The organism is Leifsonia sp. Leaf336 (assembly GCF_001423695.1).
Taxonomy (GTDB): Bacteria; Actinomycetota; Actinomycetes; order Actinomycetales; family Microbacteriaceae; genus Leifsonia.
In genome coordinates this window covers 1-14,285 of the sequence record NZ_LMOZ01000002.1, presented here as the reverse complement: position 1 = coordinate 14,285, position 14,285 = coordinate 1, and the positions used below count along the sequence as shown (strand labels likewise).

The 14,285-nt window shown below is 66.9% G+C and carries 11 protein-coding genes and 1 pseudogene; 3 read left to right on the top strand and 9 right to left on the bottom strand.

All coding sequences use genetic code 11. The annotated features are described in order from the left end of the window. The first annotated feature begins 18 nt into the window (after positions 1 to 18). Positions 19 to 1,038, top strand: coding sequence for a LacI family DNA-binding transcriptional regulator (locus ASF88_RS09025; protein ID WP_235493372.1), 1,020 nt, complete (start codon positions 19 to 21; stop codon positions 1,036 to 1,038). Here ASF88_RS09025 and ASF88_RS09020 read toward each other — a convergent pair. The 4 genes from ASF88_RS09020 to ASF88_RS09005 all read right to left on the bottom strand — a co-directional run bounded on the left by ASF88_RS09020 (position 995) and on the right by ASF88_RS09005 (position 7,036). Next, positions 995 to 2,515, bottom strand: coding sequence for a glycoside hydrolase family 43 protein (locus tag ASF88_RS09020; protein ID WP_082518863.1), 1,521 nt, complete (start codon positions 2,513 to 2,515; stop codon positions 995 to 997). The two genes, ASF88_RS09025 and ASF88_RS09020, sit on opposite strands and share 44 nt — an antisense overlap. A gap of 87 nt (positions 2,516 to 2,602) precedes the next feature. Then, positions 2,603 to 3,550, bottom strand: a complete 948-nt coding sequence (locus ASF88_RS09015) for a nucleoside hydrolase (RefSeq protein ID WP_055916984.1) — start codon at positions 3,548 to 3,550, stop codon at positions 2,603 to 2,605. Between the two features lie 4 nt (positions 3,551 to 3,554). Beyond that, positions 3,555 to 5,990, bottom strand: a complete 2,436-nt coding sequence (locus ASF88_RS09010; protein WP_235493370.1) for a glycoside hydrolase family 3 N-terminal domain-containing protein — start codon at positions 5,988 to 5,990, stop codon at positions 3,555 to 3,557. Next, the gene (locus ASF88_RS09005; protein WP_055920180.1) at positions 5,987 to 7,036 is read right to left on the bottom strand and encodes a family 43 glycosylhydrolase; all 1,050 of its coding nucleotides are present in this window, start codon (positions 7,034 to 7,036) and stop codon (positions 5,987 to 5,989) included. Before ASF88_RS09005 ends, ASF88_RS09010 begins: the two co-directional genes overlap by 4 nt. A gap of 1,068 nt (positions 7,037 to 8,104) precedes the next feature. Between ASF88_RS09005 and ASF88_RS08995 the strand changes: the two genes are divergently transcribed. Together ASF88_RS08995 and ASF88_RS08990 are read left to right on the top strand one after the other, a co-directional pair. Further along, positions 8,105 to 8,449 (top strand): ArsR/SmtB family transcription factor, encoded by a 345-nt coding sequence (locus ASF88_RS08995; protein WP_055916979.1) that lies wholly within the window; start codon positions 8,105 to 8,107, stop codon positions 8,447 to 8,449. Next, positions 8,446 to 9,114: a cation diffusion facilitator family transporter gene (locus ASF88_RS08990; RefSeq protein ID WP_055916976.1), complete on the top strand. Its 669-nt coding sequence runs from the start codon at positions 8,446 to 8,448 to the stop codon at positions 9,112 to 9,114. The genes ASF88_RS08995 and ASF88_RS08990 overlap by 4 nt, the downstream gene beginning before the upstream one ends. Positions 9,115 to 9,154: 40 nt before the next feature. Here the strand turns inward: ASF88_RS08990 and ASF88_RS08985 are convergent, their stop codons facing one another. The 5 genes and pseudogenes from ASF88_RS08985 to ASF88_RS08970 all read right to left on the bottom strand — a co-directional run. Then, entirely contained in the window at positions 9,155 to 10,201 is a 1,047-nt protein-coding gene (locus ASF88_RS08985; protein WP_055920177.1) for an IS110 family transposase, read from the bottom strand. A gap of 718 nt (positions 10,202 to 10,919) precedes the next feature. After that, positions 10,920 to 12,707, bottom strand: coding sequence for a glycoside hydrolase family 3 protein (locus ASF88_RS08980; RefSeq protein WP_235493369.1), 1,788 nt, complete (start codon positions 12,705 to 12,707; stop codon positions 10,920 to 10,922). A gap of 66 nt (positions 12,708 to 12,773) precedes the next feature. Continuing rightward, positions 12,774 to 13,628: pseudogene (locus ASF88_RS21155) on the bottom strand (ABC transporter ATP-binding protein); the annotation flags it as partial. Between the two features lies 1 nt (position 13,629). Then, positions 13,630 to 13,946: ATP-binding cassette domain-containing protein (locus tag ASF88_RS21150; RefSeq protein WP_442915024.1), on the bottom strand; the 317-nt coding region annotated here is incomplete at its 3' end. Continuing rightward, a partial coding sequence (locus tag ASF88_RS08970; RefSeq protein ID WP_157498291.1) for an ABC transporter permease occupies positions 13,946 to 14,285 on the bottom strand: 340 nt, incomplete at its 5' end. The genes ASF88_RS08970 and ASF88_RS21150, both read right to left, overlap by 1 nt.

The window sequence follows — 14,285 nt, the reverse complement described above, 5'->3', positions numbered from 1 at the left end:
ATGCGAGAGAATCTCGATGTGACCTCGACGAGAGTAACGCTGACGGACGTCGCCACTGCGGCCGGCGTCTCGGTCTCCACCGCGTCACGGGCCCTGACCGGGCGGGGCGACCTCAAGCCGCGAACGCGCAACCTGGTTCTGCGGACCGCGAGCGAGCTGGGCTACGACGCTGGGGAGACGACGAAGGGTCGACCCACGACGCTCGACCTCCGGCTCATCGAGCTCGTCCTCGGAAGCTTCGACGACGCCTGGACGGATGCGATCGTGGCGGGCGCCCGTCAGGGCGCTTTCGAGCACGGATTCGATCTCGTGCTCACGCTCGAACGCGACGACCCCGCAGACGACTGGCCGGCTCGCGTGGCTCGCCGACGCCCCTCCGGTGTGATCCTCGGCATCATCCGTCCGACGACCCGCCAGCTCGAGGAGCTGGCGCTTGCCCGTATACCGATCGTGCTCCTCGACCCTCAATCGGATCCGCAGGGCAGAGTGGCGAGCATCGGTACGACGGACTGGCAAGGCGGATACGACGCCGGCACGTTGCTCGCTGCGACCGCGGTCGAACGCTTCGCGGTGGTGTGCGGGACGCCCGCTTTCCGTTTCGGCAGGGCTCGCGAGGAGGGGTTCCGGGCCGCGATAGCCGATCACCGCGGCGATGTCCTGGTCAGCAGGGTCGATTCGACCTGGTCGGCTGCCGACGTCACTCCCGAACTACGTCGTGTCTTGACGGAGTCCGACACTCCGATCGGGGTTTTCGCCTGCAACGACGAGATGGCGCTCTCCGTCTACCGCACCGCCAAGGCGGTTCGTCGACGTATCCCACAGGACGTGAGCGTGGTCGGGTACAACGACGAGCCGCGCGCAACCCTGGTTGATCCGGCGCTGACCTCCGTTCGCCAACCGCTCGAGGCGATGGCCGCGCGTGCCGTGCAGGTGGTCAGCGAACTCAGGGTCGCCGGCCAGGAGCGCTTCGATCGGATCGAGCTCCCGACCCGACTCATCGTGCGCGGATCAACGCTTCCTCCGCGTTCGGCGGAGTGAGCGCCGACACGTCGTCCGTTTCGCGGACGGGAGCGTAGCGGAACGATCGAACGACCGACCCAGCGCCGCTGGCCCCCAGCGCGAGCATGCGTCCGGTGAAACCGCCCGCGACCTCGGTCGACAGGTACCGCCCGTCCAATCGCGCCAGGGCATGGAGGCCTGCGGCATCACGGTAGCTCAGGATGATGTCATCCGGGCCGCCGTGTCCGAACGGCGCCACCGGAGACTCAGCCGCCACGCTCGCGATGACCAACGAAATCCCGGCGGGCCCGGCGGCGGCTCGGGCGACCTCCGACGTGGTGTCTCCGATGCGAGCCGTCGCAGTGACGCCCCCTGCCCGCCATTCGAGCCCGTACCAGTGCCGGTCGTCCATGCGGAGGCGCAAGCGTCCGGACTCGAGGAATCGCGCTTCGGCGGTCCAGTGCGGGTCGCGCACGCGCACGCACAGCAGTGCGGCATCCGTTCCGTCGCCCGCATGCAGTCGGGCGCCACCCTCCGGCTCCGGCGTGGCTACTTCGCGGGGATCACCTCCCGGACTCACCCAGACCGGCGCGAGCTCACGCGCCGAGAAGTCCTCGAAGAACGACGTGTCCACGTTGACCTCCCCATAACGCTTCTCATCGAAGACGGGCCACCCGTCGACCCAGTCGATGCCCGCGAGGAACGTCTCGCGCCCGAGCACGTGGAAGCCGGGTGTGGAGCCCGCCGGCCGAACACCCAGGTACACGGCAGCCCAGCGCCCGTCCGGCGTCTCGACCAGGTCGGCGTGACCGACATTCTGAACAGGATGCGCGCTGCTTCGGTGGGTGAGGATCGGATTCCACGGGCACGGCTCGAACGGGCCCGAGGGTGAGGTGGACCGGGCGACCGTCACGCTGTGGCCGCGCTCGGTTCCCCCCTCGGCAAGAATCAAGTACCAGAAGTCGCCGATCCGGTAGAGGTGAGGCCCTTCTGGAGCGACCATGCCCGAGCCCTGCCAGAGCGTGTAGTCGGGCGCGAGGAGTCGACCTGTCGCGAGATCGATCCGCGCTTGCCGGATGCCGCGCCCGCCATCGACGAAGTTCAGCGCATTCCAGGTCAGGTAACACGTCCCGTCCTCCTCCCAGCAGAGGTCGGGGTCGATGCCCGTGGCGCCGCGGACGAAGACCGGATCGCTCCACCCGTTCGATGGATCGTCGGTGCTCACGATCACCTGGCCACGGTCGAAATCGCTGACGTTGGTCGTGATGAACCAGAATCGACCGCCGCGGTAACGGAGCGTCGATCCGTAGATGCCCGTCGAAGGGCCCTCCGCGCCGTGGACGAACTGGGTACGACGATCCAGGACGTTGCCGATCTGGGCCCATTCGGTCAGGTCCGTGCTCCGGAAGATCGGCGCCCCCGGGAAATACTCGAAACTGGAGGCCGCCAGGAAGTACTCGCCTCCGACCTTGCAGATCGTCGGGTCCGGGTAGAAGCCGGGCAGGATGGGTCGCATAGTGACTCATCCTGAATACGAGACCTGCGCGAGTCCAGCCGAGCGCCCGCTATTGCGCAAAATGCGGTGACGGTTCGGGACAGCGTCCTAGTCGGCGGCCCTAACCGGACCGGACTCTGCATGCCGCTGGATCTTGAAGAACATGTCCTCGAGGAGCCACCGCATGTCGAATGACTCGCACACCCGGATGGTCTGATTGGGCGGGTCGGATTCCACGGTCCGCCGCACGCTCGGAGGCATACCGACGGTCGCCGGTCGATAAGGGTCGATCATGCGGCCATCCTCCGAGAAACGAGGGCGCGGCCAGTCGCGCCACGTCGCGCCGAACGGATTCATCACGATGCCGATGGCGGGGCTGTCCCCCAGCGACCGCAGTTCCGACGACGGTTGGTGCTTCGCATTGAAGTCGATGAGCTGCTGCGTGAGGTAGTTGCCGAGCGCTCCGTGTGGCCGAACCCGACGTTCCAGTTCTTCGAAGCCGACACCGGCCTTCGTGTACACGCTCATCGGAACCTGCCAGACCGTCAGACGAGAGTTGAACACCACATTGGCTGCGTGGATGTCATTCCCCAGGTTGAACTCTGGCATGTATTCGGCGACGAGCCCACCGTAGGGCGGTCCCCCGATCCAGACCACCACGACGTCCCGATCCTGCAGCGCAGGTTCTTCCAGCAGCGCGGACGCCATGTCGGTCAAAGGCCCGAGAAAGGCCACGTACAGACGCTCGTCGTCCGACATGGCTTCGTCGATGATCAGCCGGGATCCGGCCGACGGCATCGGGGTCCACTCGTCCGGGAGGGCTCGATCAGCGCCGTCGGCGACGATGATCTGACCGCTCATCCCCAGCAGGTCGAGCAGCAGATCCACTTCTTCGCGGGACTGGGCTCGACTCCCGGTGGTTCTCTCGGCACCGAAGTGCGCCGGGATGATCCCACGAATGTCCAGCGACGGCGAAAGCAGCGCGTGGACGATGGCGAATTGATCGTCGGCTTCGTTCTTCGCGTCGCTGTTGACGATCAGCCTGCGTCGTTCCATGTTCTTACTCCTTCACACTGTGCCGAGAAGCGGCGTAGAAGACCCGCGATGAACCGTCGATCCAGTGATCCGACGTGATGGTGAGCACGTCTGCGAGGCGGACATCCTCGGAGGACGCCCCGATGAATACGTCGATATCGCCAGCCTCCACCCGCCACCGGAGATCGGCGTCGAGGAACGCCAGCTGGCTCAGCGCCAGCGAGAACGTCACATCGGCGCTCTCCCCCGGCTCCAGGCTCACCCGACGGAACCCCGACAGTTCGAGGACTGGGCGGGACAGCGACGCGTAGCGGTCACGGACGTACAACTGGACGACCTCTGTGCCGGCCCGCTCCCCACTGTTGGTGAGCGTGAACTGCACCTCGACCGACCCGGAGGGGGCGACCTCCCGGCGCGACAGCTTCAGGTCCGAGTACTCGAACGAGGTATACGTGAGGCCGTGCCCGAACGCGTATCGAGGCGTGTGGGGCGCGTCCACGTACTCCGCGAAACCGATGCTTGCGCCTTGATGCCAGCTGGAACCGTACGGGTGAGCGTAGTAGACAGGGACCTGGCCCGCATTGTGGGCGACGCTGACCGGTAGACGGCCGCTCGGGTTGAACAAGCCCGTCAGCACATCGACGATCGCCTCCGCCCCGGACTCGGCCGGACTCCACGCCTCGATGAGCGCGCTGAGGTGGGCGTCGGCCGCGTCGCTGGAGATCGGGCGGCCATCGAGATGTACCCCGACGAGCGGTACGTCGAGGTCTGCCAGCTTGCGGATCAACTCCTCCTGAGAGGGAGGAAGGTTGATGGATGTGGCGTCGATCCCCTCCCCCATGGATGCGATGGAGGCGGTTCCGTGTTTTCCCCCGAGCGTGAGGAGGACGAGGTCGGCCTCTCGCGCCGCAGCTATGGCCTCCGCGTGCCCGGAGTCGTCGGCGCCGGCGATCGGGTACCCGTAGGACCACGTGATCTGCACCTCGGGCAGCCGGGCGCGCAACTCCTCGAGCAGAGTGCGGATGTCTGGCTTCTGCTGCTGCAGCAATTCCTCGTATTCCGGCCCATCCGACGCCTCGATGGTCGTTCCCGGTACGGTGGCGGCGATCGCGCGATCCTCATCGTTCCCGGTCAGACCGGCCATCGATGAGTGCACGGCCAGCTTGCCTTCGGCCATGGAGTAGTGGGTGTAGCCGCCGAAGAAGAATCGGGCGCTCGCGGCGTGACATCCGATCACCGCGATTCTGCGCGCGCTTCGGGTTACTGGAAGGACGCCGTCGTTGCGCAGGAGCACGAGCGACTCTCGGGCGGACTGGAGCGAAACCTGACCGTCGTATGCGGCGGTGAAGCGCGCATCCCGATCCTTGCTGTCCGGCGCGAATGGATGCTCGAACAGCCCCATACGGAACTTCGCGGTGAGCACTGCTCTGACGGCGCGGTCGAGTAGAGCCACGTCCGCACGTCCGTCCGCGAACCACTCACGCAACTCCGGGCCGAACCCCTGCGGCACATGCAGTTCGACATCCAGGCCGGCCCGCAGCGCAGCCAGACCCGCCTCCGGCAGCGATGAGGCCACGTGCTGGACCTCATGCAGGTTCCCGATGGCTCCGTAGTCGGAGACGACAAGTCCCCGGAAGCTCATCTGCTCCCGCAGCAGGGTCGTCAGGAGGTGAGCCGACGCGGACACGGGCTGACCCGCCACCGAGTTGTACGACGGCATGATGCCCAGCAGACCGGCCTCACTGATGGCCGCCTGGAATGGCTTGCCGTACACCTCCTGCAGCAGGCGGTCCGGGATGTCGCAGTGGGCGCCGTGGATGCCGCCCTCAGTGTGATGAGACCCGATGAAGTGCTTGGCGACGGCTTCGGTGCGTCGGCCTTCGGGGTCCGCGCGCTGCAGTCCGCGAACCGCTGCCACCCCGAGAGCGGCCGCCAGAGTAGGGTCTTCGCCGTAACTCTCTCCGTGCCGACCCATCCGTGGGTCGCGCGAAACGTCGAGGACCGGAGCGAGGGTGTGCGTGATGCCGAGCGCTCGCTCCTGCCGCCCCACGATCTCAGCGATCTCACACTCGAGGTCGACATCCCAGCTCGCGCCCCGCGCGAGCCCGGACGGGAAGCTCGTCGCCCCGGGCAGGTACGCGCCGCACAGTCCCTCCATATGGAAGATGGCGGGTATCCCCAGACGCGAGCCCGTTATTGCCTCCGACTGGATACGGTGCTGGAAGGCCGTCACCTCGTCGAGAGTCCGCGCGGATCGCGCCTCCAGGCACGCCACTTCACCAATCCCGTGAGGGAATCGCTGAGCGAAGTCCCCCGTGTCCGTGATATCGGTCGGGAAGTAGCAGGAGACCTGCGCCATCTTCTCGTCGAGAGTGAGCTCGGCGAGCAACAGTTCGGCCCGGTCCGCGGGATCCAGATCAGGGTTGCTCCACGAGGACGTCGCGGTCGTAGTGATGCTCACGCGTAGTCCTCGATCCGCCACTCGTCGTGCCAGTCCAGGAAGGCTCCCGATTCGGTGAAGCGGAAGGGGAGCCAGACATAATCCGCGATGGACGTGTCGATCTCGGTCAGCTCCGGCCAGTCGCCGTCGACGTGGCCGCCCATCGGCCGGAAGCGGTCGGCATGCATCCGCACGGCCGCCTCGCTTCCCTCTGCATACCGTGGCAACCACCGGTCGGCGAGCGCGATGTAGAGATCCTGCTTGTGCGGATGTTTGAAGACGGAGCTCACCTGCGACCGGAACGACGTTCGGCTGTTATCGGCGGGGTGCGGATCGTTGAGGACGGTCCACGGGCCGTGATAGCTCGGGGCGGTCGCGACCTCCGACGGGTTGGGGTAGTACCCGGTCGTCCCCGAAGTGATGAGGAAGTGCCGTCCGCCGCGCTCGAAGTAGGCCGGTGCCTCTCGAACGTATGGGGGCTGGAGCAGCGGGAAATGTGTGGAGTAGTAGCCCGTGACGTCGGTGTAGTCCGGCGTGAGATCGGCGCAGATGAGCTCGCTGTGGACGCGTTCGAAGTAGTAGTAGCCCTTGCCGTCGGTCGGGTCGATCACCAGATCGAAGTCGCCCGCGTTCATCCCCAGCGGCTTGAGGTCGGCGCGGACGACGCTGTACGGTCCCCGGATGTCGTCGGCGACCAGGACCGTCGAACGTTGTCCCTTGTCCGACATCACCTTGACCCAACAGACGAATCTGCCGCTGTCCGGATGCCGCACGATATGGGGCCTGTCCATGCACATGGCCGGGTGGAGGGGCGAAGATTCGTCGTCCAGTACCGGCGGGATGATCAACCCCAGATCAGTCCAGTTGTAGAGGTCGGTCGAAGAGTAGCAGCGCACACCCCAGTGCCAGATCCCGCTTCCCGGTGTCGAGCGCTCCTTGTTCTCGCCGTACCAGTAGAAAGTGCCGTCGACCTCGATGAGGGAGCCACCGTGCGCCTGGATCCGGTTGCCGGCTGTGTCGAACCAGGGCCGTCCAGGCGTGATCGCCGTACGGAGGGTTTCGGTCATCGTCAGTTCCATCCGCCGGCTCGGGCAGCGGCCGGTGCACCGCGCCGGACGGGAAACTGCCGGACTTCGTTGAGCGATGCCCACGCTGCCGGTCCGAGCCTGCAGCGGAGGAATCGCTTCCAGTATCCGGGTGCGGTTCTCGATCGCCCAGCCGCCCGTCGTCTTTTGCGCAAGAAGTGGTCCGCGAGAATGCCGCGGGCGCCGGTGGAGAAGCCGCGCCGTTCACTCGATCAGATCTCAGCCGAGCAACTCGGTGGTGCTCGACGCTTGAATGTCGTGCGAGGACAGGCCGAAGGACAATGTCTCCGGCCCCGGCCATGCCCCCGATACCCGTGTAGCCTCGAATGGCGCCGGCTAGATCAACCAAGTTGCTGACCGTCGAGAGCAAACGGTGCCGAGATCGAAGGCCCACCGAGGCTCGAAACCCGGTCGAGCGCGACGAACGGCACGGCAGCCGTTTCTGCAGTGAGGGCCGCCAACCGGCCGATCAGCGTGTGAGGGTGGCCGCGATGGCCCACCCGTCTGTCGCGCAGCGGCTGACTGTCTCAACGCATTCGCGCTTTTCCTCCGCGGTTGGATACACCGATCCGACCACCCCGATCAGTCCGCCCTGAAGTTCCGCGCCCATGTTTCTGGTGTCGATGACGAAAACCCGCATCCCAATCACTCCCCTGCTCGATGCCGACGACCCTTCTATGGGCCGGTGTCAAATTGGCCTGCCGGGCCGACCGACCAGGTGGGGGCGTTGGTGCTGTCCTGCTCCTGATCGTTTTTCTTGCCGTTCCGGCACAAAGATCGAGAGCGGGCGGAGGCAGCGCAGTGCCCGGAGGGAGCGGTTGCTAAGCGCAGGGAGCGCAGCGAGTGGAGTCTGCAAATAGCGCGTGGAGGGAACGAAGCTGGTGGAGCTCGCTATGGTCGGCTGCCGGATCGGAAAGAAAACCTAGGGAAACAGCACGCCGAAGGCGTTCCATCCGACAACGACTGCGCCGCCTCCGCGCGGCTCCACGTTCACCCCGCAGCCCGAGGTTCGCCGGTGGCTCAGTACAGCCTTCTCTGTACTATGGGGTTATGACGAGCATCGCTCCGGCCGCCACGGTCACGCACACCGCCGCCCTGGCACGCTTCGGTCACGCGCTCTCCGATCCCACCCGGGTCGGGATCCTGTTGGCACTCCGGGAGGCGCCGGCGTTTCCTTCCGACCTGGCTGAGGCGCTCGGAGTGTCGCGACAGGTGATGTCGAACCAACTCGCCTGCTTGCGCGGGTGCGGGCTCGTCGAGGCGATCCCGGAGGGGCGGCGGACCTGGTATCGGTTGGCGGACGGCCATCTCGCCCCCGCGCTGGATGAGCTGCTGCGGGTGACGTTGTTCGTGGAACCGGGTTGCTGCGCCGGAGAGGAGTGCACCTGCGCATGAGCGTCGTCGCCACTGACCGCACCGCCGCCCTGCAGCGGCGCATCCGCTGGATCGTCGCGACCACGATCGGCTACAACCTAGTCGAGGCGATCGTCGCGATCATCGCGGGAAGTGCCGCCTCCTCCGCCGCTCTGATCGGGTTCGGCCTCGACTCCACGATCGAGGTCCTTTCCGCCGCCGCTGTCGCGTGGCAGTTCACCCGCCGCGACCCGGAACGGTGGGAGAAGCCGACCCTCCGGGTGATCGCGATCGCGTTCTTCGCCCTCGCTCTCTATGTGATCGTGAGCTCGGCGATGACAGTCTTCGGCCGCGTGGAGATCCACCATTCGCCGGTCGGGATCGCCCTCACAGCGCTGAGCGTTGTCGTCATGCCGTTCCTGTCCCTCGCCGAACATCGAGCCGGCCGCGAGCTTGGATCGGCGACCGCAGTGGCGGACTCGAAGCAGACCCTGATCTGCACCTACCTTTCGGCCGCCGTTCTGATCGGTCTCGTGCTGAACTCGCTGTTCGGATGGTGGTGGGCAGATCCCCTCGCCGGACTGGTGATCGCGATCTTCGCCATCCGCGAGGGCATCGAAGCTTGGAAGGGCGACGCCTGCGCCACCTCCATCGGCATGCTGCTCGAGGACGACGAGTCGCAACACAGGGACCACGACCACGACTAATCAGCCGAGCCGCGCTCCGCTTCCGCTAACTCGCGCAGCCTTAGTTCATCACCTCGTTTAGGTGACGGAACATCTGCCGGGCGATATAACGCTTCAGGCTTCGCCGGATCTCGCGCTTGCTCTTGCCCTCCGATAGTCGCCTGGCCAGATAGTCACGGGTCGAGGGGTCACAACTCAGCCTGACTCGCGCTATGACATCCAGTGCCCGGTTGAGTTGCCGGTCGCCGTGACGGTTGAGCCGATGCCTGGTTGTGTTCCCGCTCGACGCTTCCAGCGGCGATGCGCCGGCCAGGGCCGCGAACGCTGCCTCGCTGCGGACGCGTCCTTGGTGCGAGTAGGCGGTGACCAGGATGGCGCCGGTGACGGCGCCGACTCCGAGCAGCTGCTGAAGCCCCGGCGCCAACTCTTGGACGTGACCCGCTAGCGCCGTTTGATTCTCGGCCAGCTGGGCGGTGAGGGCTTGGACAGAGACTGCCAGCCGGCGCGCTTCTTGCCGGATGGTGGAGGTCGCGGCGTCATCAGTCGTGCGCTGCCGCCAGCCGGCAACCTCCTTCACCTGGGTGTCGGTAAGCGGCTTGCGGACGTCAAGACCGAGGTCGAAGCTGCGCAGGAGAGCGGTGAGGGCGTTGCGCTCCGCGGTTCGCCGGCTGTCCATCGCCTGCCGAGCGACCAGCAGCACTCGCAATGCCGAGCGAAGACCGTCCGATCGCGGCGTCGTCAGCCGCTCGAGATCCGACGCCAGAGCCGTCCGAGCCGCAGCGATGGCGTCGATCTCGTCCGTTTTGCCCCGACCAGCTCGAGTCGCCCGCTTCGGCGGCCGGACATCGCAGACATCGACATCGCCGACGATCAGCGCCCGTCTCAGGTTCGAACCATACGAACTCGCGCCCTCGATCGCGACGAGAAGCCGCCCTTGAGCGCGGCGCCGGATCCACGCCAGTGCCCGGCTCAGGCCGTTCGCCGTCGTCGGGAACGTTGCCGAGTCGAGACGGCGGCCGGTTCCTGCTTCCAGCACGGCATAGGTGTGTGTTCGTGCATGCGTGTCAACGCCGACGACATGGTCATAGTGATCAGCCACGGAGCTCACTCCGATGGTCCCCTTCCGGTTGGCGAACAAAGCAGTTCGTCGGTCTGGAGAGGTTTCGAGGCGGAACTCTTATGAGTCACGCGAGCCGGTTACCCGGGGCGCGGACGACCCTCTATTAAGCCATCGGAACAGACAGACCGACGCCCAGCTCGGCGCGCGGACAGATCGATCGAAAGGCACCCGAGGGGCCATTTTTGTTTTGAGTCACGCGACGCCGAACCGGACGCCAGTCTGCCAGCCAGTCCCAGACCAACCGGTCTCATTAGAGTTCTTGTTTGCCTTCCGGCGGCGAGATCGAGAGCGAGTGGGAGGGGCGCAGTGCCGGGACCGTGGAATACCGGAGGGAGCGCAGCGGAGCGAGGATATGCCGCGAAAGCCAGGCACGGAGAACCGGGAACGAGCTACGATCGACCGGCGGAAAGACAAACACTGCGGCAGATGCAGTGCCGCCGCAGGCGGCTCCGCTCAACGACCAGCGAGCGCACGAAGCTCTTCCAGTCGATCTCCGACGCCACAGAGCACTTATCCCGAATGAGATCGGCTGACCCTAATCGCAGCAGTCGCACGACCCGCGGAGAGATCTGAACGCCAATTGACCTTGCTTCCGCCGGGGCGACCCGGGCGGCCCTCGAGTCCGCCCGGGAGGACGAGCGGTAGCGGCCCACAGGCCCGCAGCTGGGCGGGCGGCGACGGCGGAAGGGTCTCAGACCGCGTGCGGCTACCCCTCCGCGCGGGCTGCACTAGGGGCGTCCAGGCGTAGTACCTGCCCGTCGCCCGTGCGGAACAGCGGGTCCTCGGTGTCGAACGGCACGTCCTCCCGGGCGGCCTCGACGGCCGCCATGCTGCGCGGCAGGTCGAACGGCAGCCGGGATCCGAACTGCGTCCCTCCGGCAAGGGCGTCGAGGATCACCCGCTCGCTGGCACCGAAGTGGCCGATGACGGCGCCGACGTGCGGCAGCAGGGAGGTCAGCACCGCTGGCCGCTCCAGGTAGACGAACAGCACGACGGGTGCACGGGCGGCCAGCTCGCGCACATGTGCGACGGTCGCGTCGGGGAACTCGAGAGTCCCTGTGCGGAAGTAGTCGCCAAGGGGACTCGCCGGATCCGGCTCCCACGGCGAGTCCAGCTGTACCAGTGCGATGTCGGCGTCGGCCGGCGAGTCCACGGCGACGAACTCGTGCTCGACGCCCGCCAGGTCTACTCCTTCCGCATAGATTCGGGTGAGTGGGCGCAGCGGGAGTATCCCGCCCTCCGCACCGCTCAGGAGAACCATCGCGTCAGCCTGGGCACGCCGGCCCTTCTGCGCCAACCCGGGATCGGAGCCGACCGCCCGTGCCGTGTCCAAGTCGACGTAGCGCTGCTCGAAGATGCCGAGGCGGAACTTCTCGAGCAGGAGCCGCTGGACCGACTCGTCCAGGCGCGCCTCCGAGATCAGGCCGTCGCGCACGACGCGAGCGAGTTCGTCGGTGAGGGTGTCCCCTCCGAACTGGTCGACGCCGTTCGCCAGGGCGATGCCCAAGCGCTCCTCGATCGTGGCGTCCTCGACCCCGTAGGCGTTGGGGCCGAACACCTTGCCTTCGATGACCGCGGTGCCGACGACGTTCCAGTCGCTCATGACGATGCCCTGGTAGCCGAGTCGACCGCGCAGCAGCTCCCGCACGACCGGGGCGTTGAAGGCGAAGCCCACTTCCTCCCAGTCCGTGCCCAGCGGTCGCCCGTAATACGTCATCACCTGGGTCACGCCGTCGGCGATGGCGTCGCGGAACGGCCGCAGGTGGAGGTCTTGCATGCCTCCCGGATACACCTGGTCGGGAAAGCGCGAGTCGACGGCGTCATTGCCGTCCTTCTGCGGGCCGCCGCCCGGGAAATGCTTGAGCACCGCGGCGACGCTGCTCGAACCGAGCCGGGGGCCTCCGCGCAGACCGGCGATGAAGGCACGGGTCAACTCCGAGACGATGCGCACGTCTTCGCCGAACGTGCCGAACCCGCGGGACCAGCGCGGCTCCGTGTACAGGTCGGCCATCGGGCCCAGGTAGACGCGCATGCCCATCGAGAGGAATTCCCGGCGGACCGTGTCACCGAACTCGCGCGCCCGCTCCGGGTCGCCGATCGCGCCCAGTCCGATGGGCTCCGGCCACTTCGAGAGCTCGTCGATCGACTGGCCGGTGAATGGCGTGCTCCGGTACCCGTTGCGTGGGTCGGACGAGAACGTGATCGGAATGCCGAGGCGGGTCTCGGCCGCCTGCTCCTGCAGCCGGTTCGTCCAAGCGGCGACCTCCACCGCACTCGTGCCGTTGAGCACGTTGAAGTGCGAAATCAGCTTGTCCGTCACATCCTGGCGTGCGATCTCGGCGGCACGCTCCTCGCTGAGTCCGACCGACGAGGGCAGCTCAGTCTGGGGGTGGAAAAGGAGGCCTGCCTTCTCGGCGAGCGTCATCCGTGGAATCAGGTCGGCCGCGCGTTGAGCCGGGGTGAGCGAGGGGTCGAGATAGTCAGGAATCGTCATGAAAGTCGCTTTCGTGGCGCGCGCCTTTGAGGCGCGGGTGAGCAGGGAATCAAGGAGGTCGGGGGCTCAGACGGCGCGTTCGCCGGCGAAGGCGTGGAGGCCTTCGGGCGAGATCGTGAAGCGGATCTGCTGGCCGGCGGCGAGGGTGTCGGCCTCCTGGGACAGCATGGTGACGGGGATGCGGAGGTCGCCGGCGGCGATCTCGGCGCGGGCGAACGGCCCGAAGAAGTCGATCGCGCTCAGAACCCCGGTAGCGGTTCCCGCAGGGGTTGCCGCGTCGTCGCGGAGGATGCGGACGCGTTCGGCCATGACCAGCACGTCCACCCGGTCGCCCTCGCGCAGGTCGTTTTGGGCGGTGGTCAGCGAGAGGCCGCCGATCTCCACCGTGGCCGATGGCCCGGTGCCGTGGACCACTCCGGTGCCGAGCAGCTGGCCGCCGAGGAACTGCGCCACGAACCGGTTGCCCGGGGCGCGGTACAGCGACTCGGGGGTGTCGTTCTGCTGCACGACGCCGTGGTCGAGCATCATCACCTGGTCGCCGAGGTCCATCGCCTCCTCCTGGTCGTGCGTGACCATGATGGTGGTGAGGCCGGTCTCCTGATGGATGCGCTTGAGCTCGCGCTGCATCTCGCCGCGGATCTTCTTGTCCAGCGCCGAGAGCGGCTCGTCGAGCAGGAGCAGGTCGGGTGAGGTGACCAGGGCGCGGGCGAGCGCGACGCGTTGCTGCTGGCCTCCGGAGAGCTGCGCCGGCGAGCGGCCGCCGAAGTCGCCGAGGCCGACCAGGCCGAGCATCGCCTCCGCCTTCTTCTTCGCCGTGCCGCGCGGGGTGCGCCGGGCGCGGAGGCCGTACATCACGTTCGAGAGCACGCTCAGGTGCGGGAAGAGCGCGTAGTTCTGGAAGACGAAGCCGATGTTGCGCTTNGGGGTGCGCCGGGCGCGGAGGCCGTACATCACGTTCGAGAGCACGCTCAGGTGCGGGAAGAGCGCGTAGTTCTGGAAGACGAAGCCGATGTTGCGCTTCTCGACCGAGAGYCGGGTGATGTCGCGCGAGCCGACGCGGATGGCGCCCTCGTCGGGYTCCTCCAGGCCGGCGATGATGCGCAGCAGGGTGGACTTGCCGGATCCGGAGGACCCGAGCATGCAGCAGAACCGGCCGTCGCCGACGGTGAGKTCCAGCGGTTCGAGGACGCGCGTGCCGTTGAAGGTCTTGGAGACGCGMGAGACGGTGAGCTCGGCCATCAGTTTCCTTTGTTCGTGGAGGTGGTGAAGAGCTTGGCGGCGTTGCCGGAGAGCCAGTTGAGCACGACGACCAGCAGCACGGTGCTGAGGATGATGATCGTCGCSAGCGCATCCACGTCGGGGGTCACGCCGAGGCGCACCATCGAGTAGATCTGCACGGGGAGCGTGGAGACGCCGATCGGGGCGAGGAAGAGCTGGATCGCGAAGTTGTTGAACGTGATCACGAAGGCCAGCAGTCCGCCCGCGATGATCGACGGTCCGATCAGCGGGATGGTGATGGTGAGGAACGTGCGCACCGGGCCCGCGCCCAGGGAGTGGGCGGCCTCCGCGTAGTTCGGG

Coding starts and splice junctions, on each gene's coding strand:
- ASF88_RS09020 (WP_082518863.1), bottom strand. CDS start 2,515: ATGCGACCCATCCTGCCCGGCTTCTACCCGGACCCGACGATCTGCAAG.
- ASF88_RS09015 (WP_055916984.1), bottom strand. CDS start 3,550: ATGGAACGACGCAGGCTGATCGTCAACAGCGACGCGAAGAACGAAGCC.
- ASF88_RS09005 (WP_055920180.1), bottom strand. CDS start 7,036: ATGACCGAAACCCTCCGTACGGCGATCACGCCTGGACGGCCCTGGTTC.
- ASF88_RS08995 (WP_055916979.1), top strand. CDS start 8,105: ATGACGAGCATCGCTCCGGCCGCCACGGTCACGCACACCGCCGCCCTG.
- ASF88_RS08990 (WP_055916976.1), top strand. CDS start 8,446: ATGAGCGTCGTCGCCACTGACCGCACCGCCGCCCTGCAGCGGCGCATC.
- ASF88_RS08980 (WP_235493369.1), bottom strand. CDS start 12,707: ATGACGATTCCTGACTATCTCGACCCCTCGCTCACCCCGGCTCAACGC.